Raw genomic sequence first — 25,624 nt, 5'->3', positions numbered from 1 at the left:
GGTCAGACGCCGCCGAGTTCCGACAGACCCTTGCGCTCGGATTCGCGCGAGGCGCGGATCTGCGCGTCCACCGCCGCGATCGCGGTCATGTTGACGACGCGGCGCGGGGTCGAGGCGGGAGTCAGGATATGCGCGGGCTTGTCCAGGCCCATCAGGATCGGGCCGATCGCCACGCCGTCGGTCATCACCCGGACCATGTTGTAGGTGATGTTGGCCGCGTCGAGGTTGGGCAGCACGAACAAGTTGGCGCGGCCGTGCAGGGTCGCGTTGGGGAAGATGCGCTGGCGCAGCGCGTCGTCCCAGGCGGTGTCGGCCTGCATTTCGCCGTCGATTTCGAGCTTGGGCTGGCGCTGTTTGACGATCTGCCGGACCTTGCGCATCTTCGCCGCCGACGGATTGTCGTGGCTGCCGTAGTTGGAGTGCGACAGCAGCGCGACCTTGGGCTCGATGCCGAACAGCTTGAGGCGGTAGGTCGCCTGCAAGGTGGCTTCGGCGATCTGCTCGGCGGTCGGATCGACCTGCACATGGGTGTCGAGGAAGAACCACGCGCCCTGATCGTTGATCACGCCAGTCATCGCCGAGGTGCCGGACACGCCGGGGTCGAAGTCGAAGATGCTGCGCATGTAGCCGAGCTTCTTGTGGAAGCGGCCGACCAAGCCGGAGATCATCGCGTCGGCTTCGCCGCGCTCGACCATCAGCGCGGCGATCAGGGTCGGACGCGAACGCAGCAGGTTCTTCGCCGCCGCCGGGCTCACGCCGCGACGCTCGGTCAGCGCGTGGTACTGCTGCCAGTATTCGTTGAAGCGCGGATCGTCGTTGATGTTGGTCAGCTCGAAATCCACGCCCTCGCGCATGCGCAGGCCCAGGCGCTGGATGCGGGTTTCGATCACGTCCGGGCGTCCGATCAGGATCGGATAGGCCAGCTCTTCATCGATCACCGTCTGCACCGCGCGCAGCACGGTCTCTTCCTCGCCCTCGGCGTAGACCACGCGCTTGCGGTCGCTGCGGGCGCGGTCGTAGACCGGCTTCATCAGCAGGCCGGTGCGGTAGATGTACTGGCTGAGTTTTTCCTCGTACGCGTCCATGTCGGTGATCGGACGCGTGGCCACACCGGAGTCCATCGCCGCCTTGGCCACGGCCGGCGCCAGCATCACCAGCAGGCGCGGGTCGAAGGGACGCGGGATCAGATACTCGGAGCCGAACGTGGGGACATCACCGCCGTAGGCGCTGCCGAGGTCGGACGATTCCATCCGCGCCAGCGCCGCGATCGCGCGCACGCAGGCCAGCTTCATCTCTTCGTTGATGACCGTGGCGCCGACATCGAGCGCGCCGCGGAAGATGTAGGGGAAGCACAGCGCGTTGTTGACCTGGTTCGGGTAATCCGAACGGCCGGTCGCGATGATGCAGTCCGGACGCACGGCCTTGGCGTCTTCGGGCAGGATTTCCGGGTACGGATTGGCCAGCGCGAGGATGATCGGCTTGTCGGCCATGGTCGCGACCATTTCCGGCTTGAGCACGCCGCCGGCGGACAGGCCGAGGAACACGTCCACGCCGACCATGATGTCGGCCAGGGTGCGCTTGTCGGTGTCGCGCGCGTAGCGCTGCTTGTCCGGGTCCATGTTGCCGCGACCGGTAAAGAGCACGCCGTCGCGGTCGACCGCGAGGATGTTCTCCGGCTTCATGCCCAGCGCGACCAGCATGTCCAGGCAGGCGATGCCGGCCGCGCCGGCGCCGCTGGTGGCGAGCTTGACGTCTTCGATCTTCTTGCCGACCACTTCCAGCGCGTTGAGCACGGCGGAACCGACGATGATCGCGGTGCCGTGCTGATCGTCGTGGAACACCGGGATCTTCATCCGCTCGCGCAGCTTGCGCTCGACGATGAAGCATTCCGGCGCCTTGATGTCTTCCAGGTTGATGCCGCCGAAGGTCGGCTCCAGCGACGCGATGATGTCGACCAGCTTGTCGGGATCGCGCTCGTCGATTTCGATGTCGAACACGTCGATGCCGGCGAACTTCTGGAACAGCACGCCCTTGCCTTCCATCACCGGCTTGCCGGCCAGCGGGCCGATGTCGCCCAGGCCGAGCACGGCGGTGCCGTTGCTGATCACCGCGACCAGGTTGCCGCGCGCGGTGAGCTCGCTGGCGGCGTTGGGGTCGGCGACGATCGCCTCGCAGGCGTAGGCCACGCCCGGCGAATAGGCCAGGGCCAGGTCGCGCTGAGTGACCATCGGCTTGGTCGCGGTGACCTTGATCTTGCCCGGCGGGCTGAGGCGGTGGTAGTCGAGCGCGGCGGTTTTCAGATCGTTATCGGACATCAGAGGATGGCTGCCGTGGCAAGGGCGCGAGGTGATTGGACTTGCAGTCTAATGGATCGCCAAGGCGGATTCGCGCGACCGCGGCGGCTTGTTCATTAGTACTTTGGAGTTGTACCACCGGCCCGCGCCGGCACTTTGCCCAACCCGGCGGCGAAGCTGTCGCGGGGCGTGCAAGGGCCGGCCGCGCGCGCGGCGACGGGGGCGAAACCGTGACCGGCGCTGCGGAAACCGACGCCTGCGTATGGGGCTCAGGGCGCATCGGCCGCCGACTTCCCGGGCTGCACGGTGCTGCGCCACGCCTCCAGAAACTGGCGCCGCTTGAGCGCGTCCAGGTACACCAGCAAGCCTGGCCCGAGCGCGATCGGCCGCAGCGCGCGCACCCGCGCGCCGTCGCGCGCATGCGGCGACAGCGGCGCGCCGTCGGCGGCGCGGATCGGCTGCAGGCCGACCTGTCGGGCCAGCATCGCCTGACCGCGCGGCGACAACAGATAGTCGAGAAACTGCCCGGCCTCGGCCGCGTTGGGCGCGGTGCGCGGGATCAGCGCGGTGCGCAGCAGGACCAGGGTGTAGTCCTCGGGCAGCACGATCCCGAGCGGCGCGCCGGCATCGACCCGGGCCTGGGCGTAGGACCCCAGCACGTTGTAGGCCAGGGCTAGGTCGCCGCGCGCGACCCGGTCGAGCAAGGGGCCGGTGCGTTCCTCCAGCTGGACCCGGTTGTCGCCGAGCGCGGCCTGCAGCGCGCCGGCCATGCTGCCGAGCTGATGGTCCTGAGTCGCCAGCAGATAGCCCACGCTGCTGCGGGCCACGTCGTAGGTGCCGACCCGACCGGCCAGCTTCGCCGCCGGGTCGCGCAACAGGGCCAGCAGTTGCCGGCGCGTGCGCGGCACCTGCTCGGGCCGCAACAGACGCTTGTTGTAGACGATCACCACCGGCTCGTAGCTGATGCCGAAGGCTTCGTGCCGCCACTGCGACCACGCCGGCAGCGCGGCGGTGGCCGGCGAACGATGGGCCAGCGCATGGCCGTCGTTGGCCAGCTTGGTCTGCAGGTCCATGCCGCTGCTGATCAGCAGGTCGGCGCGATCGCCCGCGCGAGCGCGCAGGTGGCGGGTGTAGATGTCCTGCGCGACCAGATCGGAATACTCGACCTGGGTGTTGGGATGCAGCCGCTGGTAGTCGGCGATGACCGCGGCGAAGTTCTCGATGTCGGTGGAGCCGTGGATGCGGAGGTGGGCGGTGGCGGCTTGGGGGGCTTTGAAGGTGCGTACGTCGCCTGGGGCGGCGTAGGCGGTGGAGAAAAACGAGTGCAGAAGAGTGAGGAATGAGTAAAGGCAGAAGCGGCGCACGGCGTTGTAACGCGAGGTCGAGCGCTTTTTCTCGTTTCTCACTTTTCTGCACTCGTTTTTCTCATTTCTCACAGCGCGCTCCTCGGCAGCCGCAACGTCACCACCAGCCCGCCGCCGATCCGATTGCTCAGATCGATGCGGCCGCCGTGGCTGTCGACGATGCGCTTGACGATCGCCAGGCCCAGACCGGCGCCGCCCGAGGCGGCGTCGCGGCCGCGCGCGAAACGTTCGAATACGGTTTCCGCGTCGGCCGCGGCAATGCCCGGGCCGTGGTCGGCCACGGTCAACACCGCGCTGGAAGCGGCACTGCCCTCGCCCGCGGCCACGGTCAGTGCGATTTGCAATGGTCCACCGGGTTGGCCCGGACGCGGCTGACCGTGCTTGAGCGCGTTGTCGATCAGGTTCTTGATCGCCTCGCGCAACAGCAACGCATCGCCCTGCACCCGCACCGGGTCGCTGGTCACGGCCAGATTCAGATCCGGGCGCGGGCCGGACTGCGGGATCGATTCGTACAGCGCCTGATGCAGCAGTTCGGCCAGGTCGACGGTTTCGAACTGTTGCAGGTGCGAGCGGTGAATCGCGCTGGCGTCGCTGAGCAACTGGTTCAACAGCCGGCTCATGTGATTGGCGTTGCGTTCGATCATCACCAGACTGCGGCGCTGTTCGGCCGGATCGTCTTCGTCCAGCGCCAGTTGCGCCTGCGCGCGCAACGCGGCCAGCGGGGTGCGCATCTGATGCGCGGCGTCGCCCATGAACGCGCGCAGGGTTTCGTTGCTGGCCGCCAGCCGACCCATGAAGCGGTTCAAGGCGCCGACCAGTTCGCCGAGTTCCAGCGGCACTGAGCCGGGCAGCGGTTTGAGGTCGGATGGTTCGCGCAGCGACAGATCGCGTTCGAGTTTCTGCAACGGGCGCAAGGCGCGATGCACGCCGACCCAGACCAGCGCCAGCGCGGCCAGCGATAGCGCCACGATCGCGATCAGCGCGCGCAGCACCACATCGTCGGCCAGGGCTTCTCGCGCGATCCGGGTTTGCCCGACCTGCACGATCGCCTGGCCTTGACTGGCCGGACCGGCGACCCAGCGCGACACAGCGACGAAACGCGTGCGTTCGCCCAGGTACATCGCATCGAACAGCTTCGGCTTGCCGTCCAGCGGCGGCGACGGCGGCGCGGGCAGATCGGCGTAACCGGTGATGGTGCCGCCGTCGCGGCCGGCGCCGCGATTGCTGGAAACCCGGTAATACACGCGATCCTCCGGCGCCATCGCGAGCAGATCCAGCGCGGCATACGGCAGGTCCACCTGCCATTGCCCGTCGACCAGCGCCACGCTGTCGGCGATCGACAACGCCGAGGCGATCAGCAGATGGTCGTAGGAACGGTCGGCGGCGGCGCGGCCGTAGCTGCGCGCAGCGAGGAACAGCAGCACCGCGCCGATCAACGACAACACACCGAGATACACCAGCAGGGTGCGGCGGATCGAATGCGGGCGCACCGGCTCAACCATCGGCCGGCTCCACCGCTGCATCGGCCGGCGCGGCATCGGATGCCTCGAACATGTAACCGGCGCCGCGCACGGTGACGATGCGCAACGGCGCGGCGGCCAATCGCTTGCGCAGACGGCCGACGTACAACTCGATCGCGTTAGGCCCGGCCTCGTCGTCGAAACCGAACAGGCCGTTGCCGATCTCGTCCTTGCTGACCACCTGACCGAGCTTGCCGATCAGGATTTCCAGCAGGCGAAATTCGCGGTTCGGCACCTCGATCGCTTCGCCGTCGAGACTGACCCGATGCGCGCCGCTGTCGAAGGCGAAGCCGCCGATCTGCACGATCGCGCTGGCCTGGCCGCGGTTGCGCCGCAGCAACACCCGGCAGCGCGCTTCGAATTCGCGGAAATCGAACGGCTTGGCCAGGTAATCGTCGGCGCCGGCATCGAGCGCCTGCACCCGGTCCTCGATGCCGTCGCGCGCGGTCAGCATCAACACCGGAGTGGCATCGCCGCGTTCGCGCAGGCCGGCGAGCAGGCCCAGCCCGCTCAGGCGCGGCAGACCGATGTCGAGCACGATCAAGTCGAAGCTTTGATACCGCAACACGCTGGCGGCCTTGAGCCCGTCGGACTGCCAGTCCAGCGCGTGGCCGTCGCGGCGCATGCGCCGGACGATCGCGTCGGCCAGATCGGCGTTGTCCTCCACCAACAGAATTCGCACCAGATGGACTCCGTCGCTCGGTCAGAAGCCGCGTTCAGGCAGCGGCCGTAAAAACAGCATCGGCGATGACAGGTCTTTGACAGCTTGCGCCGCCTAGCCTGCGCTGGAGGGGTTGGGACAGGCCGTGCGGGCCGACCCAACTATAAGCGCAGTGAGCGCGCATGTCGCGCAAAACCGCGGGAAAAGAAGGGTCGGGAGAACCATCGATGGCTGTTGTCCACCACGCCGGTGCGTGCGTCGCGCTGTGCCTGCTCGCCGCGTCAGGCGGTGTCCATGCGCAGGCAAGCGACGAACGTCCGGTCACCGCCGAACTCGGCGGCCGCATCCACTGGGACTTCGCCCAGTTCGACAACGACGGCCGCGGCCTCGCCAATCCCGACGACACCGAAGTGCGACGGCTATGGCTGGATGTGTCGGGCCAGTTCTACGGCTGGGGCTACAAGATCGAAGGCGACTTCGCCGGGCTGCAGGACGATTTCAGCGGCGACAGCGTCGAGGCCAAGGACGTGTATGTCACCCGTGACTTCAAGGCCGGCAAGCTGACGATCGGCCAGTTCAAGCAGTACTTCACCCTGGACGACCGGATCAGTTCGAACTACGGCGCGTTCATGGAGCGCAGCATGTTCGCCAGTTCGGTCGCGCCCTTGTATCGGCTCGGCGCGGCGTGGATTACCGCGGGCGAGGACTACACCGTCGGCGGCAGCGTCTACAGCCTGGAGAGCATCGACGTGTGGCAAGTGAAGGGCCGCGCATTCGGCGCGCGCGGCACCTGGGCGCCGCGCCACGACGACGGCGATACCCTGCACCTGGGTCTGTCGCTGGCGCGCGAGTACTACGACCATCCCGGCCGCGACGGCGCCAACGGCCTGCGCATCACACCGCGTCCGGCCGGGCATCTGTCCGACAACAGCCGCGCGACCTTGGTGAATTTCAATCGCGGGCTCGATACCGATGTCGACAAGTATTCGCTGGAGTTCGGGTTCACCCGCGGGCCGTGGTATCTGCAATCGGAAGTGAGCGGCGCGAATTTCGACGACGGCTCGCAACGCGGCGAGATCCGCTCGGCGTACGGCCTGATCGGCTGGTTCATTACTGGCGAGTCCACGCCTTACGACAGCAAGTCCGGCCGCTTCGCCCGGGTCAAGCCTGCGCGCAGCAGCGGCGCGTGGCAGCTGGCGGCGCGCTACGACACGATTCGCGGCAAGCAGCATCTCAACGGCGCGGCCGGCTTCAACAGAGCATGGATCAGCGACGTGTCGATGGATCAGGTCAGCGTCGGCGTGAACTGGCATCTGCGCTCGAATCTTCGCTTCATGCTCGACTGGATCGACAGCCGCAATCGCGATCGGTTGGCGGATGTGACGCTGGATTGGACGCGTGCGGTCACGGGGCGGTTTCAGTACGACTTCTGAGTCGGTTCGGCTTCAAGGTCTTTCGCTCGAAAGGCCCTGGATTCCCGCGTTCGCGGGAATGACGGGATGAGAGCGCCGCTATCTCCCGCAGGTCCGCGCGCAACGTGGATCGGCATAGAAAAGGAATCGCCTCATGTTGACCGCGCTCGGCTTCGGCATGGTCCTCACCTTCATGTACCTGATCATGAGCAAGCGGCTGTCGCCGCTGGTGGCGCTGATCGTGATCCCGATCGCGTTCGCCCTGCTCGGCGGCTTCAGCGCCGGCATCGGCGAGATGATGATCGAGGGCATCAAGAAGATCGCGCCGACCGGCGTGATGCTGATGTTCGCGATCCTGTACTTCGGGGTGATGATCGACGCCGGCCTGTTCGATCCGATCGTGCGCCGCATCCTCAAGCTGGTGAAGGGCGACCCGGTCAAGATCGTGGTCGGCACCGCGGTGCTGGCGATGTTGATCTCGCTCGACGGCGACGGCTCGACCACCTACATGATCACCGTTTCGGCGATGCTGCCGCTGTATCAGCGCCTGCGCATGAACGCGCTCAACCTGACCTGCGTGACGATTCTCGCCGGCGGGGTGATGAACCTCACGCCCTGGGGCGGACCGACCGCGCGCGCGGCGACCGCGCTGCACGTCGATCCCAGCGATGTGTTCGTGCCGCTGGTGCCGGCGATGGCGATCTCGCTGCTCGGCATCATCGCGCTGGCCTGGTATTTGGGCATCCGCGAGCGCAGGCGGCTGGGCATCGTGACCCTGCCCGGTCACGGCGCGGACTGGAACCCCGACCTCGATACCGACAGCGACAACCTGCCCACGCTCGCCGACAGCGAAGACACCAAGCGGCCGAAGCTGCTGTGGGTCAACGCCGCACTGACCGTCGCGTTGATGACCGCGCTGGTGCTCGGCGTGCTGCCGCTGCCGGTGTTGTTCATGATCGGCTTCGCGATCGCGCTGGTGATCAATTACCCCGACCTGGCCGAACAGCGCCGCCGCATCGGCAACCACGCCGGCAACGTGCTCGCGGTGGTGTCTCTGATTTTCGCCGCCGGCATCTTCACCGGGATTCTGTCCAACACCGGCATGGTCGAGGCGATGTCGCGCAGCTTCCTGGCGGTGATTCCCGATGCCTGGGGTCCGTATCTCGCGGTGATCACCGCGATCGCGAGCATGCCCTTCACTTTCTTCATGTCCAACGACGCGTTCTATTTCGGTGTGCTGCCGATTTTGTCGGAAGCGGCCGGCCACTACGGCATCACGCCCGTCGAAATGGCGCGCGCGTCCTTGGCCGGACAACCGGTGCATCTGCTCAGCCCGCTGGTGCCGTCGACGTATCTCTTGGTCGGCATGGCCAACGTCGATTTCGCCGACCACCAGAAGTTCACCTTGAAGTGGGCGGTGCTGATTTCGTTGTTGTTGATGGTCGCGTCGCTCGCGTTCGCTTTATATCCCTTCGCCGCCTGATGCCATCCCTGGAGGAACGGCGCAAGCCGCGACTGCGACATCGCGCTTACGACATCACTGTGAGTTCGCGGTCGCGGCTCGCGCCGCTCCTACAGTCGGATCCCCGACAGCGAGGAACGAGTTCACAGGAGTGAGGAGTGAGTAAGAGCCAAGGCCACCCTCCCCACGTCCCGCTTTTACTCACTCCTCACTCCTACGAACTCACTTCTCGCTCCAAGGACTAAAGCCATGACACTCCGCATCGCCTACGTCACCAGCGGCATGGGCAGCCTCGGCACCGCGATCTGCCGCAAGCTCGCGCTCAACGGCCACACCGTGGTCGCCGGTTGCGGGCCGAATTCGCCGCGCAAAGCCGGCTGGCTGCGCGAGCAGCGCGAACTGGGGTTCGATTTCATCGCTTCGGAAGGCAATGCCGCCGACTGGGACTCCACGGTCGCCGCGTTCGCCAAGGTCAAGGCCGAGGTCGGCGAGGTCGACGTGCTGGTCAACAACGCCGGCGGTACCCGCGACATTCTGTTCCGACAGATGACCCGCGAGGACTGGAACGCGGTGATGGCCGGCAATCTGCATACCTTGTTCAACATCACCAAGCAGGTGATCGACGGCATGTCCGCGCGCGGTTGGGGCCGCATCGTCAACATCGCCTCGGTCAGCGCGCAGAAAGGCCAGATCGGCCAGGTCAACTACGCTACCGCGAAGTCGGCGATGCATGGCTTCACCCGCGCGCTGGCGCAGGAGTTCGCCGCGCGCGGGGTCACGGTCAATACGGTGTCGCCCGGGTATGTCGCCAGCGCCGCGATCAGCGCGTTTCCGCCGGACGTGCTCGATCGGCTGGCTGCGTCGGTGCCGGTAAGGCGGTTGGGCAAGCCGGAGGAAGTCGCCAGCTTGTGCGCGTGGTTGGCGTCGGACGATGCGGCGTTCGTGACCGGCGCGGATTATGCGGTCAATGGTGGTTTGCATATGAATTGAGCTTGCGCTCCCCTTCTCCCGCTTGCGGCGACCGAAGGGAGTGCAAGGCTGAGAAGGTGCCCGAAGGGCGGATGAGGGTGCTCTGGCGGCCGGTGCCCTCACCCCAACCCCTCTCCCGCCAGCGGGAGAGGGGCTTTTAATAGATCAACCGAAGATCAACCGATCTCGCTGAAATCGCCCTCGGCCATCTGATCCAGACGGATGCGATTGGCGAACAGCGAGAACGCCAGCATGCCGGCCAGGCCGTTGGCGCGGGTGATCCACGGCGGCATCCAGCGCGGCGGCGCCAGCACGCCGTCGTGGAACAGCGGTTCGAAACGCTGCACGTCGCCGAGGGTCATCTTGCCGGCGAACAGCCAGCGGCACAGATGCAGTTTCTGCTGGCGCAAGGCCCAGCGGAAGAAGGTATGCACGCCGACCAGGCCGCGCAGGTACACGGTATCCTTGGTGAAGGCCGCGCCGCCGCCGGTCGGCACGCCGCGGAATACACGCTGCGCCGAGGCAAAGCTTTCGTCCTGGGTCTGGCCGGCGTCGATGAAATAGCGGAACACTTCGATGAAATCGGCGCCGTCCAGCGCCATCGCGACCGCGTCGATGCGCAGGCTCAGACGCTTCATCCGGCCGATGTCGATGCTGCCGGTGATCTGTTCGGCGAACGTCGCCAGGCCTTCCTGGGTCGCGGTACTGCGCGGCGACGACAACGCCAGGCTCGGCAGCACCGGTTGCTCGCGGCCATTGAGCGCGGTCAGCGAATGCACGAAGGCTTCGTGTTGCAGCAACTGGTGGCGGTCGTAATCGCTGAACGCCGCGCCGGTGCGCAGGCGGATGCGGGTCGCGCCGGCCGCGGCCTTGGCGATCAGGGTCGGGTCGAGGACTACGTCGATCACCCGGGTGTCGAAATAATCGTCGAGATCGCGCTGCAATTGCAGGCTCAGCGCGGTCGCGGAGATTTCCACGGTTTCCGCCGGCGACATCAGTTCGCGGTCGAGTTCGTTGGCGATGGAGATGAAATGGTTGGCCGCTTCGCGGGTGCTCGGGCCTTGTCCGGGCAGGGCGACATCAGGTTTTCCGAACAACTGCACTGAGTAGTCGGTGACTTGCGGGGTGCCAAGGCATTCGAGCAACTGCGCGGCGATGCCCCAGGAATGCGCTGATTCGATCAGGTATTCGCCGAGCGGATGATCGGGATCGGCCTCGTTTGCGACCGCTTCGAGTTCGGCGCGTACTTCGCTGAAGTCGTGCCTGGGGTAGTCGATTACCGGCAACCGGGCGACGCCGCGCGCGTAGTCAGCGAGAAACGGTGCTTCCAGCCCGGCCGGCCAGCTGGCCATGGTCAACAACTTGATGCCGCGCGCGGCGCGGACCATGCGCGCATCGAGCGCGGCGTGGTGCTGGATGTCGGGGGCGAGGCTGGGCGGGGGCGGCAGGCTCATGGGTGGGTTCCGCGGGGGCGGTGGGTGTTGGGTTCGGGCAACAATGGGCGAGAGAGCCAGAGCAAAAGCGAATCCCCCCTGCCCCCCTTTTGCAAAGGGGGGAACAGCACGGGCTTGGATGAGGTAGCTCGGCGAGCTTGACAATTAAGCGCCGGGGACATTCGCAGCGGGCGGAATGTTCGGGACACTCGCGATGTCTGGAACACCTTCGATGTCCGGAATATTTTCGATGCCTGGATCGGCCTCGACACTGCGATCACCGCGTCGACGAACGCTACCGCCCCATCACGCAAGCGACAAACTCCGCCGATCGCCTCCCCCCTTTGCAAAAGGGGGGCAGGGGGGATTCGCTTTTGCTCTTGCTCCCCACGAAGACAAAGCAAACGACCACCCAACCCCGAAGCCTTCAAACCGCCTCGCTCAACGCCGCCCATGCTTATCGCCCGAACTCTTGTTCGAAGGCTTGCCCGCGGGCTTCCCCGGCGCCTTGATATCGGTCTTGTGCGCGCGCCGGTTGGCGAGCTTGCTGGCCGCGCCCGAGACCTCGCCGCTCAGCTTCAGGTAGCTGGCGAAACGCTGCGGGTCCAGCTTGCCGTTCTCGATCGCCTCGCGCACCGCGCAGCCCGGTTCGCTCGCGTGCGAGCAGTCGCGGAACTTGCACTGCTCGGCCAGCGCTTCGACATCGGCGAAATTCTCGGCCACGTCCTCTTCGCCGGTCGGCTTGAGTTCGCGCATGCCGGGGGTGTCGATCAGGCAGGCGCCCGAGGGCAGCGGAATCAGGGCGCGATGGGTGGTGGTGTGGCGGCCGCGCGCGTCGCTTTCGCGCACCGCGCCGGTCTTCATTCGCTCGTTGCCGAGCAGGCTGTTGGTCAGGGTCGACTTGCCGGCGCCGGAGGACCCGACCAGCACCACGGTGCGCCCGGGTTTCAGCCACGGCGACATCGCCGCGACGCTGCTTTCGCGATCGCGCGCATTGACCGCGCGGATCGCCACGCCCTGCGCGAGTTCGATCAGCGCGCCGCTGGCTTCGGCCACCGCATGCTCGTTCGCGGCGAGCGCTTCGTCGGCCTTGGTCAGCACGATCACCGGCTCGGCGCCGCCGCGCACCAGCAACAGATAACGTTCGATCCGGCGCGGATTGAAATCGCCGTCCAGCCCGCAGACCACGAACACCGTGTCGATGTTCGCCGCGATCAGCTGCTGCTTGTAATGCTCGCCGGCCGCGCCGCGCTTGATCGCGCTGTAGCGCGGCAGCAGGGCCACGACCTTGGCGCGCTCGGGATCGCCCTCGACCAGCATCCAGTCGCCGACCCCAGGCCGTTGCTCGGGCGCTAGCGAACCTTTCTTGTAATTGGCCGCGCGCTGCCACTCGGGCAGGGACTCGACCCGGTAACCGCTGTCGGGGCCGTCGGAGACCACGTAGCCGCTGCGGTGCTGCTCGGTGACCCGCGCCGGGCGGGCCTGCGGGTGGTCGGCGAGGGCCTGGCGCCAGACCGGATCGGCCGGCAACGGGTCTTCGGCCGTGATCGGCCAACCGATCGCCTGCAAGGCGGCGAGTTCAGGAGTCAAAGGCGCGACAGGCATTGGGCATGGCGCGATTCTATAGGCCGCGTGCGGCTTTTGGGCCGAATCGATCGGTCGGCGCCCCGGTTTGCGGGCCGGGGCGGGCCGGGGCCGGCCGGCGACGGTGGCCGGATCGTCGAATCGTGCGTGCGGTCGAAAGCGACCGATCCCCTGCCCACCCCGCCCCCGCTGAATCCTGAAGCCGATTCAGCTAGTCTGGACGCCACTTTCATCGACCCCGACCCGCCGCGATGTCCTTGCCGCCCCTGAAAACCCGCGAACGCCTGTCCGAAGTCCGTTACGAAATCCGCGGTGAATTGGCCCGGCGAGCCCGCGAGCTGGAAGCCCAGGGTCGCAAGCAGATCAAGCTCAACATCGGCAACCCCGGCGCGTTCGGTTTCCGCGCCCCCGAGCACCTGCAGCGCGCGATCGCCGACCACATCGCCGACACCGATCCCTACACTCATCAGCAAGGCCTGCCGGTCGCGCGCGAAGCCATCGCCGCGTTCCACAAGAAGCGCGGCACCCCCAACGCTTCGCCCGAACGCGTGTTCGTCGGCAACGGCGTCAGCGAGTTGATCGACCTGTCGCTGCGCGCCCTGCTCAATCCCGGCGACGAAGTGCTGCTGCCCTCGCCCGACTACCCGCTGTGGTCGGCCGCGACCATCCTCAACGACGGCCGCCCGGTGTACTACCGCTGCCAGCCCGAGAACGGCTTCCTGCCCGACCCGGACGAGATCGAGCAACTGGTGTCGAGCCGCACCCGTGCGATCGTGCTGATCAATCCGAACAACCCGACCGGCGCGGTCTATCCGCGCGAGTTGATCGAACGCATCGTCGCCATCGCCGCCAAGCACAAGCTGCTGCTGATGTGCGACGAAATCTACGACTCCATTCTTTACGACGGCGCGCAGTTCGTGCCGGTCGCGCCGATCGCCGGCGACCTGCCGTGCCTGAGCTTCGGCGGCCTGTCCAAGGTGCATCGCGCCTGCGGCTGGCGCGTGGGCTGGGCGGTGCTGTCGGGCGATCCGGTCGCCAGCGGCGATTTCCATCACGCCATGGATCTGCTCGGCGCGCTGCGCCTGTGCGCCAACGTGCCGGGCCAGTTCGCGATCGAAGCCGCGCTCAACGGTGAAGACACCATCGCGCCGCTGTGCGCGCCCGGCGGCCGTCTGTACGAAGCGCGCCGCGCGGTGATCGAGTCGGTCGAAGCCAGCAAGCACCTGCAACTGGTCAAGCCGGCCGGCGCGCTGTACGCGTTCCCGGCCGTGGTCGGCGCCGCCGCGCAAGGCTTCGACGACCACCGCTTCGCACTGGAACTGCTGGAAACCGAAGACGTGCTGGTCGTGCCCGGCTCCAGTTTCAACGTGCCCTACCGCAATCACTTCCGGGTGACGTTGCTGCCGCAGCCGGCCGACGTGCGCGAAGTGTTCGGCCGGATCGAGCGCGTGCTCGACCTGCATGCCGAGCGCGCCGAGCACACCGCGCAGGCGCTGTCCGCCGCGGTCGCCTGAGCCGTCGGTGAGCGAACTGCTTTACCTCGCCCTGGGCGACAGCTACACCATCGGCGAAACGGTCGCCGAGTCGGGGCGTTGGCCGGTGCAACTGGCGGCCGGCCTGAGCGAGCGCGGCATAGCCGTGGCGGCGCCGCGCATCATCGCCACCACCGGCTGGACCACCGACGAACTCGCGCTCGCGCTGGACCTGGCCGAGCCGCTGGGCGAATGGGATTTCGTCAGCCTGCTGATCGGGGTCAACAACCAATACCGCGGCCGCGGCGCCACGCAGTACGCAAGCGAGTTCCGCGAGCTGCTGGAACGCGCGATCGGTTATGCGCGCGGCCGCAGCGACCGCGTGCTGGTGCTGTCGATTCCCGACTGGGGCGCGACCCCGTTCGGCGCGAGCGACAAGCGCGGCCCGGCCACGATCGGCGCCGAACTCGACGTGTTCAACATCACCGCCAGCGAAATCTGCGCGCGATTTGGGGTCGCCTTCGTCGACATCACCCCGGTTTCGCGCGAACGCGGCAGCGAGCCGGCGATGGTCGCCGAGGACGGCCTGCATCCGTCGGCGGCGATGTATGCGCAGTGGACGGCGCTGGCGTTGCCGGTGGCGGTGGATTTGCTGCGCGATCGTTCGCCCTGAACGCATCAGGCAATTCGCGGCCCGATAGCCCCTGTAGTAGCGGCGCGAGCCGCGACCGCGACACCGCGCCTGCGTCGTAACCGTGGTCTCGCGGTCGCGGCTCACGCCGCTCCTACAGTCGGATACCGGCAACGCGCGCGATTCGCGGATTTCCCCATCCGCGCGCGGAATGCCAAACTGCCCGACCACCCCAGCGACGCGGCCTTCGACCAGCGATGACCCCAGCGGCCCAAGCCATGGCTCCAGGACAGGCGTTGCACATCGCCCGCGCCTACCTGCCCGAACATCCGCTCGGCAATCGCTGGGACTACTACTACAGCCGCGCCAAGCTCAGCAGCGATCCGCTCTACCCCGGCGTCAGCGAGGCCCTGCGCGGCACCGATGCGCCCTTGCTCGACCTGGGCTGCGGGCTGGGCCTGCTCGCCCACACCCTGTACGCCGACGGCATCCGCGTGCCCTACCGCGGGGTCGACAGCGACGCGGCCAAGATCCGCCGCGCGGTGCGCGCCGCCGCCAAGGTCGGGCTGCAGGACGCCCGCTTCGACACCATGGACCTGTCGCGCGAATTGCCGGAACACCGCGGCAACGTGGTGATCCTCGACGTGCTGCAGTTCATTCCGTATCCGGCCCAGGCGCAGGCGATCGACCAGATGATCGCGATGCTCACGCCCGGGGCGAAACTGGTGATCCGCACCGGCCTGGACGACGGCACCGGGCGCGCGCGCATCACCCGCGCGGTCGATCTGTTTTCGCGCGCGCTGGGCTGGATGAATGCGATGCCGCGTTACTACCCCGATGGCGAGGCGCTGCGCGCGCGCCTGCTCGCGGCGGGGTTACAGGTCGAATTCACTCCGTTGTTCGGGCGCACGCCGTTCAACAACTGGCGGATCGTGGCTTCGAAATAAGCCGCGATACCGATCGCGTCGGCGCAGCGAGGTCTTTTGTGGGGAGGCTTCAGCCCCGACGCTGTTCGATCAGCTGCGATGAAGCCACACCGCGATCGGAACGAAAGGCGTCGGGGCTGAGGCCCCTCCCACAAAAAACCTCCGGCATCGATATCGCGTGGAGTCGCCGGATCGGCTATCGCACCACCGGCACCACGCAGCGATAGCCCAGCGCCTGCAGGCGCGCCAGCAGCATCGCCATGGTCTCGACATTGCGCCCGTGCCGCGCACCCTCGTGCATCAGCACGATCGCGCCAGGCGACAGGCCGCGTTCGATCCGCGCCACCACCGTGGCCGGGTCGGCGGCGACCGCGTCGAAGCCGCGCGCGGTCCAGGCCACCCGCGCCAGCCCGCAATCGCGCAGCCAGCGCGCGGTGAACGGATTGGCCATGCCGACCACCGCGCGGAACCAGCGCAACGGGTAACCGGGCAGCAGTTCACGCAAGGTGCGGTCGGCGTCGACGATCTGCCGCCGCATCGCCGCCGGTCCCAGCCGCCAGAAAGCCGCCGAGGGATGATCGGCGCTGTGATGGCCGATGCCATGACCGCGCTGCACGATCTGCGCCAGCAAGTCCGGCCGCGCGCGCGCGCGTTCGGCGACAACGAAGAAGGTCGCCTTGACCGCGTGCGCGTCGAGCAGGTCGAGCATGGCCGGGGTGTCGGCCGAGGGGCCGTCGTCGATGGTCAGCCAGACCTCGCGCTCGCGCGTCGGCAAACGGCTCAGCACCGGCCCGAACAAACGCGAGCGCGGCCACAAGGTGCCCCAGAAGATCACCGCGTGGGTGACCAGCAGCGCCGGCAGGCCGACCCGCCAACCCAATCCCAGCCACAGCCCGAGCACCGCCAGTTGCGAGGCGGCGAACAGCCACAGCCAGACGAAAGGTCGGCGCGGCGGGCGATGGGCGACGGTCGGGTTCATCAAGCGATCGGGGGGAGGCTCGGGAATCGGGAATCGGGAATCGGGAATCGGGAACAGCACGGCGTAAAGCCGCGACAAGCCGATGGGCGGTCCTGACGGGTTTCGGGCCAATTCGGCATAGTCGCCAGCGGCGCGGGCGCGTCGGCCTGTCCCGCATCCTACCTTGCGGCGGCAGCGCGCCGCCCCCATGTGGGCCTCATTCCCGCAAGACAGACCGCCATGTCCCTCGATCCCGCCCTGCGTTCGCGCATCGAATCCCTGCTCCAGTCCAACCGCGTCGTGCTGTTCATGAAGGGCGAGCCGAATGCGCCGCAGTGCGGCTTCTCGGCCAAGGCCGTCGGCGCGCTGAACGCGCTGCTGCCGCAGGGCTACGCCCACATCGACGTGCTGTCGAACCCGGACCTGCGCGAAGGCATCAAGGTCTATGGCGAATGGCCGACCATTCCGCAGCTGTATATCGATGCGCAGCTGGTCGGCGGCAGCGACATCATCGAGCAGATGGCCGGCAACGGCGAACTGCACGGCCTGCTCGGCCTGCCCGCGCCGGACCGCAGCCCGCCGAAGCTCAGCATCACCCCGGCCGCGGCGCAGATGCTGCGCGACGCGGTCGCCAACGCCGGCGAGAATTTCGCCGTGCAGCTCGACGTCGACGCGCGCCACAACGTGCGCCTGCAGCTGGCGCCGGTCGATGCCGACGCGGTCGCGGTGGAAATCGATGGCGTGCGCGTGCAGACCGACTGGATCAACGCGCGCCGCGCCGACGGCGTGTCGATCGACTGGGCCGACGACGAACGCGGCCGCGGCCTGGTCATCACCAACCCCAACGCACCGCCGCCGGTGCAGTCGATCGCACCGGAACAGGCGAGCGAACGCGTGAGCGCCGGCAGCCTGCGCCTGGTCGACGTGCGTCCGGCCGACGAACGCGCGATCGCCCGGGTCGGCGTCGCCTTCGACACCTTCGACGCCGGCACCGACGCGCTGGAATCGCTGCCCAAAGACACGCCGCTGGCGTTCCTGTGCCATCACGGCGGGCGCAGCGCGCAGGCGGCCGAACACTTCCGCCAGCAGGGCTTCACTCAGGTTTACAACGTGATCGGCGGCATCGACGCGTGGGCCGATCTGGATGGATCGATCGCGAAGTACTGATCCGCCGCGAATGCTTTGAACGACGGCCGCGATGCCACCCATCGCGGCCGTTTTCGTTTCCCGCCGCCGCGGAGCATCGACAGCCCCCTGTAGGAGCGGCGCAAGCCGCGACCACGAATCGTACAGGCCGGCGCAACGGCGGCTTACGAGGTACTACCGGCTTGGCGCGGCTTTCGTCGGCGGTCACCCCGATCATTGCCAGCACCCTGTAGGAGCGGCGCAAGCCGCGACCGCGAATCGCACAGGCCGGCGCAACGGCGGCTTACGAGGTATTACCGGCTCGTCGCGGCTTTCGTCTGCGGCCACCGCGATCATTGCCAACTCACTGTAGGAGCGGCGTAAGCCGCGACCGCGAATCCTGCTGGCCGGCGCAAGGGTGGCTTATGGGGTGTTACGGGCCAATGCGGCTTTCGCCGGCAATCGATGCTTCGCGGTCGCGGCTTACGCCGCTCCTACAGGGGCTTCGACGCCGCGACGTTGGGCGCCGGTCGCGTCGCTCAGCCCTTGAAACCGCCGTCGTCGAGATAGGCCTGTTCCTCGGCCGTGGTCTCGCGCCCCAACGCCGCGTTGCGATGCGGGAAGCGGCCGAAGCGCTCGATGATCTGCAGGTGTTTGATCGCCCACTGCGCGGCATCGGTGCCGTCGTCGTTCGGCGGCAGCGCGCGGTGCAGTTCGACCGAGCGATGCTGATCGTCGATCGCTTCGGAATGCTCGAACGGCAGATAGAAGAACGCCCGCAGCGCCGGCTCGATGCGCTGATCGTGGCCGAGTTCGAGCGCGCGCCGCGCGTAATGCCGCGCCAGCGGATCGGTCGCGTACGAATGCGCGCTGTTGCGGAACACGTTGCGCGGGATCTGGTCGAGCAGGATCAGCAGCGCCAGCGCCGATTCAGCGTCACGCTCGATCCAGTCTTCATGTTCGCGCCGCGCGGCCGCGTGGTGCGCTTCGAGAAAGCCGCTGCGGCATTGCTGGTCGAAATGGTCGCTGCGGTCGAACCATCGGGCGGGGCCGGCGTCGCGCCAGAACGCGACGACTTCTTGGGCGGTGACGGGCATGCGAGGGCTCGCGGGACGTGATGGGGGAACCGTAGCAAACAATTGGTTATGCGGCACGGTCGGCGTAACACGGTCGGCTTTGCGCGTGCCGCGCGATACCGGCTCGATTAGTGTGTGGCCGAGTTCTTCGCCGAAGCGTTGCAGCCGATGGGGACGTAGCTTCGGGCTACGACTGTAGGAGCGGCGTAAGCCGCGACCGCGACATCGCGATTACGACGCGGGCGCGGTTTCGCGGTCGCGGCCCGCGCCACTCTTACAGTCGGGATCGAGGCCAGCGATGGCTGGTGCTTCGCTTATCAAGGGCAGCGCCTCGACGCTCCAAGATCTGCCGCAACTTCCCTACCGTCATCCCCGCGAAGGCGGGGATCCAGAGACTTCAGACTGACCTCTCAAGAACGTCATTCCCGCGAACGCGGGAATCCAGTGCCTTTCGTGCGAGAACGTCTGAAGTCTCTGGATCCCCGCCTTCGCGGGGATGACGAGCAGAAGCGGCGCGTAGCGCACTGCCCAACACGACACGATGCGGTGCGGTCCGACACAACAATCCACGACGCTTCGATCGCAGCGCCCGATCAACCCGCCTCACCCTCGCCCAACTGCGTCTCCAACTCGTTGATCCACGCCACGGTCAAACTCTCCATGGTCACCGCATAGATCAGCGGGCGGATCGAGCCGGCCGAGTACGACTGCGAGACGAAACGCGCGTGCGCTTCGCGAAACGCCAGCCACGCCTGATGCGCCTGTTCGAACGCGGCCAGGCCGTCGCTGTCGAGTTGCTTGCGCAGATGCGCGACCAACCCGTCCAGCCGCACTTCCTCGCGCCCGAGTTCGGCGATCGCGTGCCGGCTCATGTCGGCCTGGCTGACGCCGTCGTCGTCGCTGTCGCGCGCGATCGCTTCGGCCTTGCCGAAATAATTGTCGGCGATGCGCGCGGCGGTTTCGGCCTTGCCGATCAGGCGGTTTTCGAACCGGCGCAATTCCTCGACGCTGGTGTGCGCGCCGTCGAGCTCCTGCTTGAGCGCGAGCAACTGTTTGCCGCGCTCGATCGCGTCGACGGTGCCGCGACGTTCGGCGATGCGCTGGATGAAGTAGAACGCCCATGTGAGCAGGGCGCCGATGATGGTGAAGATCAGCTGTTCCATGACCTGTCCTCCGACCTTGGTCCACAGTGTGGTCTTCGAAGGTCTCAGGTCATGCGATGTCGCGTGTCGCGCGTCGCAAAACCCCTATAAAAATAGGGATTTTCTTTGCGACAGGGGTAAACGATTCAGGCTGTCGCAAGTATGCATTGGCGGCGAAATAAGGCGGCCGCGTCGGTGCTTCGGGCCCTCACCCCAACCCCTCTCCCGCAAGCGGGAGAGGGGCTATTACCTAGCGTTTGAGATATGCGGCACTACTTGTATGACGGCGATTTTTTCTCAACAGCGAGCGTTGGAATTCACGCGGCTGCTCTCCCTCTCACCCTTGCGGCGACCAACGGGAGTGCAGAGCTGAGAGGGTCGGGGTGAGGGCCGCCTTCCGCCTTATTCGTCGAAACGCAAATGCCGCACCGACTTGCCATGCCGGCGAATCAGCTTCAACGCTTCGATGCCGACGTTGATATGCGTATCGACGAAGCTCGCGCTGACCTTCGCATCCGAAGCTTCGGTCTTGACGCCTTCGGGAATCATCGGCTGGTCCGACACCAACAGCAGCGCGCCGCACGGGATGCGGTTGGCGAAACCGGCGGCGAACACGGTCGCGGTTTCCATGTCGATCGCCATGCAGCGCATCGCGCGCAGGCGCTCCTTGAACGCTTCGTCGTGTTCCCAGACCCGGCGATTGGTGGTGTAGACGGTGCCGGTCCAGTAGTCGTGACCCAGGTCGCGGATCATGGTCGAGACCGCGCGCTGCAGCGCGAACGCCGGCAATGCCGGCACTTCCGGCAGCAGGTAGTCGTTGGAGGTGCCTTCGCCGCGGATCGCCGCGATCGGCAGGACCAGGTCGCCCAGCTCGTTCTTGCGCTTGAGCCCGCCGCACTTGCCGAGGAACAAGACCGCCTGCGGCATGATCGCCGACAGCAGGTCCATCATCGTCGCCGCGTTCGGGCTGCCCATGCCGAAATTGATCATGGTGATGCCGTCGAAGGTCGCGCTCGGCATCGGCCGGTCCAGGCCGACGATCTCCGCGCCGGTCAGGCGCGAGAAGGTATGGAGGTAGCCGCCGAAATTGGTCAGCAGGATGTGCTGGCCGAACTGGTCCAGGGGCACGCCGGTGTAGCGCGGCAGCCAGTTTTCGACGATCTGTTCTTTGTCTTTCATGTTGTTCGCCTGTTCTTGTTGTTGTCCGGCCATTGTCGCACCGCCCATGACCTTAGTCAGGGTTGGCAGCGGCGAAAGCGGCGGCTACGGTTCCAAAGTTCGGTTCCGACCACCTTCCGCACGCTTTCGCTTGCCTTCCATGGGGACATCCATGCTCCGACCGCTCTTGGCCGGCTTCGGCCTGGCGCTGCTTGCCGGCGCCGTGCAGGCCGCCACGCCCGCGCCCGCACCTTCGCGCTACACCCAGGACCCGTACCCGAGCACCTACAAGCCGCTCGCCGGCGGCCCGGTGCTGCTGCAGCACGCCACCGTCCTCACCGGCACCGGCCAGCGCCTGGACAACGCCGACGTGCTGCTGCAGGGCGGCAAAGTGGTCGCGGTCGGCACCGCGCTGGACGCGCCCGCCGACGCCACCCGGGTCGATGCGACCGGCAAGTGGGTGACCCCGGGCATCATCGACGTCCATTCGCACCTGGGCGTGTACCCCAGCCCCGGCGTCGGCGCGCACAGCGACGGCAATGAAATGACCAGCCCGGTCACCCCGAACGTGTGGGCCGAGCATTCGATCTGGCCGCAGGACCCGGGCTTCGAGGCCGCGCTGGCCGGCGGCATCACCTCGCTGCAGATCCTGCCCGGCTCGGCCAACCTGATCGGCGGCCGCGGCGTCACCCTCAAGAACGTCCCGTCCACGACCTACCAGGGCATGAAATTCCCCGGCGCGCCGTGGGGCTTGAAGATGGCCTGCGGCGAAAACCCCAAGCGCGTCTACGGCAGCCGCAACACCTCGCCGGGCACGCGCATGGGCAATGTCGCCGGGTATCGCGCGGCCTTCATCGACGCCAGCGAATACCTGCGCAAGACCACGCCCAAGCCGGCCGCGCCGAAGAAGGCGCGCTGGTGGCAGAGTTCCACCGCCGCCAACGGCGCCGACAGCGAGAAGGACACCGGCGGCAAGCGCGACCTCAAGCTCGACACCCTGGCCGGCGCGATCAAGGGCGACATCCTGGTCCACATCCACTGCTACCGCGCCGACGAGATGACCACCATGCTCGACCTGGCCAAGGAATTCGGCTTCAAGGTCGCCGCTTTCCATCACGGCGTGGAGGCCTACAAGATCGCCGACCGGCTCGCCGCCGAGAACGTGTGCGGCGCGCTGTGGGCCGACTGGTGGGGCTTCAAGATGGAGGCCTTCGACGGCATCCAGGAAAACATCGCCATCGTCGACCGTCCGGCCAAGAGCTGCGCGATCGTGCATTCCGATTCCGAGGAAGGCATCCAGCGGCTCAATCAGGAAGCGGCCAAGGTCATCGCGCATGCGCGCCTGGCCGGCATGGACATCGCGCCGGAGCGCGCGATCCGCTGGCTGACCCAGAACCCGGCCAAGGCGCTGGGCATCGGCGACCGCACCGGCACCCTGGAGCCGGGCAAGATGGGCGACGTGGTGGTGTGGAACGGCAATCCTTTCAGCGTCTACGCCAAGGCCGAGCAGGTCTACATCGACGGCGCGCGCATTTACGACCGCGCCGATCCGTCGCGGCAGCCGAAGTCAGACTTCATGCTCGGACAACCGGCGACACGGTCGGCCCCGCAGATCGGAGGTGTGCGATGAGCCGCGTGTCCGTGTCGCGGCGCGCGCCACTGTTCGCCGCGATGCTGTTGGGCGCCAGCTTCGCCGCGTCCGCGCAGAACGTCCTGATCCGCGACGCCAAGGTCCACACCGCAACCGCGCAGGGCACGCTGGAACGCGCCGACGTCCTGGTCGGCAACGGCGTGGTGCGCGCGGTCGGCAAGGGCCTGAGCGCGCCGGCCGGAGTCAAGGTGATCGAGGCCGAAGGCCGGCCGCTGACCCCGACCCTGTTCGGCGGCATCACCGAGATCGGCCTGGAGGAAGTCTCCGGCGAAAAATCCACGGTCGATCAGACCGTCGCGCTCGGCGCCGACACCAAGGAAATGACGGTGCGGCCGGAGTTCGACGTGACCCTGGCCTATAACCCCGATTCGGTGCTGATCCCGGTCGCGCGCATCGAAGGCATCGGCTGGACCCTGCTCGGCGCCGGCACCGCCACCGGCGGCTCGATCGTCGCCGGCCAGGGCGGCATCGAACGCCTCGACGGCGGCCCCGATCCGATCGGTCCGCGCGTGCTGTTCGTGCGTCTGGGCAAGGACGGCCTGGGCCTGAGCGGCAGCTCGCGCGCGGCGCAGTGGATGATCCTCGATCAGCTGATCGACGAAAGCCGCGGCCGCATCACCCCGGACAACCACGCCGCGCTGCTGACCCCGGCCGGACGCGTGGCCTTGCAGAAATACTTCGGCGGTGGCGGGAGGATCGTGTTCGGCGTCGACCGCGCCGCCGACATCCGCCAGTTGCTGCGCTGGTCGGCGAAACATCAGCTGCGCATCGCGATCGCCGGCGGCGGCGAGGCCTGGCGGCTTGCGCCGCAGCTCGCGGCGGCCAAGGTGCCGGTGTTCGTCAATCCGCTGTCCAACCTGCCCAGCGATTTCGATCAGGTCGGCGCGAGCATGGAGAACGCCGCGTGGCTGCAGGCGGCCGGGGTCGCGGTCGGTTTCAGCGAAGGCGGCGCCTCGCACAACGCGCGCAAGGTGCGGCAGCTGGCCGGCAACGCGGTCGCCGCCGGCCTGCCCTGGGACGCCGGCCTGGCCGGCTTGACCCGGGTGCCGGCCGAAGCCTTCGGCGTGGCCGGCGAAGTCGGTTCGATCGCGCCGGGCAAGCGCGCCGATCTGGTGTTGTGGAGCGCCGACCCGCTCGATGTCAGCAGCGTCGCGCTGCAGGTGTGGATGGACGGACGCGCGATCGAAATGCGCAGCCGCCAGACCGAGTTGCGCGATCGCTATATGCGTCCCGACAACGGCTTGCCGCGCGCGTATTCGGCGCCGTCGGGGAATTGAGGTCGCGCGGTCGCAGTTCTTGAATTGAAGTCGTGGATAGAAGGTCCGGCCGGCGCCGATCACGCCGGCCGGATCGCAGTCTGAGCGCATGCCGCATGCGCCATCGGTCGCTTGACTCGCGCCGGGCCACGCCGCGTTCCGCGCAAACCGGCGTTCGGATCTGCTCTACGTCGCCGCAGGCGCGTGCGCGCGATGTACCGAGAACGCAGCGGAATTCTGCAGCGCCATCCAAGCCGCCAACAGCTGCGGACTTTGGTGCGACCAAGCGCTCGACCAGCCGTGGTTGGCCAACTGGTATACGAATCCGCGGCCCTTGCGTCGCACGCTGACATAGGCACCCGGATCGCTGACGCTCGGGTAAAACTGATCGTAAAAGCGCAGCTCGTAGGCCTCGGGCAGCCAGGCGAGCAGCGACAGGAAGGTTTCGTGTCCGGCCTCGATGGAAACCGAAAACTCCAGGACACCCTCGCCCGCAGTCGCCGACAGATGCTCGATGTCCGGCGGGCTCATGCGCGTGTCAGCGCTCGTCAATGGCCAGCGCGCCGCAACGGTTCGGCTTGAACACACCGTGCCGCTTCACAGGTTCATCCATTCCAGAAAGCTGCCGAACCCGGCGAGCGGCAGCTTGCACGCGACGTTCTCGCCCAGCCCGTACCAGTTGCACGCGAACCAGCCGAACGGCATCAGCAAGGCCAGCAGAATGATCGCGTCGGTCAGATAGCCGGCCGGCCACTTCCGTTTGATCTGAACGATGAAGTCGATGAAGAACCCCAGCAACATCATCAGCGACACCAAGCCCAGCACGATGGCGATGCCGAGCCCGGTATCGCCGTGATGCTCCTGCCGGCGCGCTTGTTCGAATGCGTTGAGCGCGAACAGGTGCAGCGCGTACAGCGGCGCGATGAACAAGAACAGTCGGATGACGATGGCGTACGCGTGTTTTTTCATTGCGGCCCAGGGTTCGGAACGAACCGTCCGCGAGGACGGCAGGGATAAGGGACAGCGCTCGACCGTCCATCGATTGGTGCAGGGTCGATGCGGCGGTCGACTTACACCGTGCACGCATGGCAGGCCGGCTGGCAAGCGCGCTCGCCGAGCAGTCGGCCGATGGTGGGCACACGATAACGCGGCTTATTCGACTTCATCGCGGGACATGACGGCCCGTCGGCCGGTAACGCGCCCGGGCCGAGCCAGCGCGCGAGCGGCGGCGTATCCTGTCGGCGTTATCCTGACGGCGGCGTGCGCTTCGGGGCGCGGCGTGGGGTGGTCGATGCGCGAGGGTTCGCAGCATGACGATGTGGGTAGGTTGGCGGTGGGCTTTGCGGCGGCTACGAGTTTCGCTTCGAACGACTGCGTATGAGCTTGTCGCTGCTGCGGCTTAAGTGGACTGNNCTGGTGTTTTCGCTTCGGAGGAAGGCTTATGAGCTTGTCTTTGCTGCGAGTTGACTGTGCTGCCGGTGTTTTCGCTTCGGAGGAAGACTTATGAGCTTGTCTTTGCTGCGAGTTGAT

21 protein-coding genes are annotated in these 25,624 nt (G+C 67.1%); 9 read left to right on the top strand and 12 right to left on the bottom strand.

Features of this window, described 5'->3' with window-relative positions; genetic code table 11:
* Window positions 1-2 precede the first annotated feature (2 nt).
* The 4 genes from ASD86_RS21390 to ASD86_RS21375 all read right to left on the bottom strand — a co-directional run bounded on the left by ASD86_RS21390 (window position 3) and on the right by ASD86_RS21375 (window position 5,860).
* On the bottom strand, window positions 3-2,315 hold the full coding sequence (locus tag ASD86_RS21390; RefSeq protein ID WP_056115564.1) for an NADP-dependent malic enzyme: 2,313 nt from the start codon (window positions 2,313-2,315) through the stop codon (window positions 3-5).
* 248 nt (window positions 2,316-2,563) lie between these two features.
* On the bottom strand, window positions 2,564-3,622 hold the full coding sequence (locus ASD86_RS21385; protein WP_056116490.1) for an ABC transporter substrate-binding protein: 1,059 nt from the start codon (window positions 3,620-3,622) through the stop codon (window positions 2,564-2,566).
* A 104-nt stretch (window positions 3,623-3,726) separates the two neighbouring features.
* Window positions 3,727-5,160 carry a sensor histidine kinase gene (locus ASD86_RS21380; protein WP_056116487.1) on the bottom strand — a complete coding sequence of 478 codons (1,434 nt, stop codon included), beginning with the start codon at window positions 5,158-5,160 and terminating at the stop codon, window positions 3,727-3,729.
* The gene (locus tag ASD86_RS21375) at window positions 5,153-5,860 is read right to left on the bottom strand and encodes a response regulator transcription factor (protein WP_056115561.1); all 708 of its coding nucleotides are present in this window, start codon (window positions 5,858-5,860) and stop codon (window positions 5,153-5,155) included. The genes ASD86_RS21380 and ASD86_RS21375 overlap by 8 nt, the downstream gene beginning before the upstream one ends.
* 206 nt (window positions 5,861-6,066) lie before the next feature.
* Here ASD86_RS21375 and ASD86_RS21370 point away from each other — a divergent pair, with 206 nt between their 5' ends.
* From ASD86_RS21370 to phbB, 3 genes are all read left to right on the top strand, one after another.
* Window positions 6,067-7,272 (top strand): porin, encoded by a 1,206-nt coding sequence (locus ASD86_RS21370; RefSeq protein WP_056115558.1) that lies wholly within the window; start codon window positions 6,067-6,069, stop codon window positions 7,270-7,272.
* Between the two features lie 133 nt (window positions 7,273-7,405).
* Window positions 7,406-8,734: a CitMHS family transporter gene (locus tag ASD86_RS21365; protein WP_056115544.1), complete on the top strand. Its 1,329-nt coding sequence runs from the start codon at window positions 7,406-7,408 to the stop codon at window positions 8,732-8,734.
* Between the two features lie 228 nt (window positions 8,735-8,962).
* Window positions 8,963-9,703 (top strand): acetoacetyl-CoA reductase, encoded by a 741-nt coding sequence (gene phbB, locus ASD86_RS21360; RefSeq protein WP_056115541.1) that lies wholly within the window; start codon window positions 8,963-8,965, stop codon window positions 9,701-9,703.
* Between the two features lie 155 nt (window positions 9,704-9,858).
* On the opposite strand, the gene ASD86_RS21355 is transcribed toward phbB, so the two are convergent.
* Window positions 9,859-11,136: a flavohemoglobin expression-modulating QEGLA motif protein gene (locus ASD86_RS21355; RefSeq protein ID WP_056115538.1), complete on the bottom strand. Its 1,278-nt coding sequence runs from the start codon at window positions 11,134-11,136 to the stop codon at window positions 9,859-9,861.
* A gap of 420 nt (window positions 11,137-11,556) precedes the next feature.
* Window positions 11,557-12,720, bottom strand: coding sequence for a ribosome small subunit-dependent GTPase A (rsgA, locus tag ASD86_RS21350; RefSeq protein ID WP_056115535.1), 1,164 nt, complete (start codon window positions 12,718-12,720; stop codon window positions 11,557-11,559).
* Between the two features lie 230 nt (window positions 12,721-12,950).
* Here rsgA and ASD86_RS21345 point away from each other — a divergent pair, with 230 nt between their 5' ends.
* The 3 genes from ASD86_RS21345 to ASD86_RS21335 all read left to right on the top strand — a co-directional run bounded on the left by ASD86_RS21345 (window position 12,951) and on the right by ASD86_RS21335 (window position 15,749).
* Window positions 12,951-14,213, top strand: a complete 1,263-nt coding sequence (locus ASD86_RS21345; protein WP_056115533.1) for a pyridoxal phosphate-dependent aminotransferase — start codon at window positions 12,951-12,953, stop codon at window positions 14,211-14,213.
* Window positions 14,214-14,229: 16 nt separating this feature from the next.
* Entirely contained in the window at window positions 14,230-14,844 is a 615-nt protein-coding gene (locus tag ASD86_RS21340) for an SGNH/GDSL hydrolase family protein (RefSeq protein ID WP_235567870.1), read from the top strand.
* A 236-nt stretch (window positions 14,845-15,080) separates the two neighbouring features.
* Window positions 15,081-15,749 carry a methyltransferase domain-containing protein gene (locus ASD86_RS21335; protein ID WP_056115530.1) on the top strand — a complete coding sequence of 223 codons (669 nt, stop codon included), beginning with the start codon at window positions 15,081-15,083 and terminating at the stop codon, window positions 15,747-15,749.
* 175 nt (window positions 15,750-15,924) lie between these two features.
* On the opposite strand, the gene ASD86_RS21330 is transcribed toward ASD86_RS21335, so the two are convergent.
* Window positions 15,925-16,707, bottom strand: coding sequence for a polysaccharide deacetylase family protein (locus tag ASD86_RS21330; RefSeq protein ID WP_056115528.1), 783 nt, complete (start codon window positions 16,705-16,707; stop codon window positions 15,925-15,927).
* A gap of 219 nt (window positions 16,708-16,926) precedes the next feature.
* On the opposite strand from ASD86_RS21330, the gene ASD86_RS21325 reads away from it, so the two are divergent.
* Window positions 16,927-17,853, top strand: coding sequence for a glutaredoxin domain-containing protein (locus ASD86_RS21325; protein ID WP_056115525.1), 927 nt, complete (start codon window positions 16,927-16,929; stop codon window positions 17,851-17,853).
* 497 nt (window positions 17,854-18,350) lie between these two features.
* Here ASD86_RS21325 and ASD86_RS21320 read toward each other — a convergent pair whose 3' ends face one another.
* The 3 genes from ASD86_RS21320 to ASD86_RS21310 all read right to left on the bottom strand — a co-directional run bounded on the left by ASD86_RS21320 (window position 18,351) and on the right by ASD86_RS21310 (window position 21,208).
* Window positions 18,351-18,908, bottom strand: coding sequence for a DUF924 family protein (locus ASD86_RS21320; protein ID WP_056115522.1), 558 nt, complete (start codon window positions 18,906-18,908; stop codon window positions 18,351-18,353).
* Between the two features lie 572 nt (window positions 18,909-19,480).
* A complete protein-coding gene (locus ASD86_RS21315; protein ID WP_056115520.1) occupies window positions 19,481-20,050 on the bottom strand; it encodes a lysozyme inhibitor LprI family protein in 570 nt (189 codons plus the stop codon).
* A 381-nt stretch (window positions 20,051-20,431) separates the two neighbouring features.
* Window positions 20,432-21,208 (bottom strand): AMP nucleosidase, encoded by a 777-nt coding sequence (locus tag ASD86_RS21310; protein WP_056116479.1) that lies wholly within the window; start codon window positions 21,206-21,208, stop codon window positions 20,432-20,434.
* Between the two features lie 151 nt (window positions 21,209-21,359).
* Between ASD86_RS21310 and ASD86_RS21305 the strand changes: the two genes are divergently transcribed.
* Together ASD86_RS21305 and ASD86_RS21300 are read left to right on the top strand one after the other, a co-directional pair.
* On the top strand, window positions 21,360-22,817 hold the full coding sequence (locus ASD86_RS21305) for an amidohydrolase (RefSeq protein ID WP_056115519.1): 1,458 nt from the start codon (window positions 21,360-21,362) through the stop codon (window positions 22,815-22,817).
* Complete coding sequence (locus ASD86_RS21300) at window positions 22,814-24,115, top strand: amidohydrolase family protein (protein WP_056115517.1); 1,302 nt, start codon at window positions 22,814-22,816, stop codon at window positions 24,113-24,115. Before ASD86_RS21305 ends, ASD86_RS21300 begins: the two co-directional genes overlap by 4 nt.
* 165 nt (window positions 24,116-24,280) lie before the next feature.
* Here ASD86_RS21300 and ASD86_RS21295 read toward each other — a convergent pair whose 3' ends face one another.
* Both ASD86_RS21295 and ASD86_RS21290 read right to left on the bottom strand, forming a co-directional pair.
* Window positions 24,281-24,625 carry a hypothetical protein gene (locus ASD86_RS21295; RefSeq protein WP_056115515.1) on the bottom strand — a complete coding sequence of 115 codons (345 nt, stop codon included), beginning with the start codon at window positions 24,623-24,625 and terminating at the stop codon, window positions 24,281-24,283.
* Between the two features lie 66 nt (window positions 24,626-24,691).
* Window positions 24,692-25,063 carry a hypothetical protein gene (locus tag ASD86_RS21290; protein ID WP_056115514.1) on the bottom strand — a complete coding sequence of 124 codons (372 nt, stop codon included), beginning with the start codon at window positions 25,061-25,063 and terminating at the stop codon, window positions 24,692-24,694.
* Between the last annotated feature and the right edge of the window lie 561 nt (window positions 25,064-25,624).

The organism is Lysobacter sp. Root690, from assembly GCF_001427785.1.
GTDB lineage: Bacteria > Pseudomonadota > Gammaproteobacteria > Xanthomonadales > Xanthomonadaceae > Lysobacter.
The sequence above is the reverse complement of the archived record's forward strand: the minus strand, read 5'-3'. Positions and strand labels throughout refer to the sequence as shown.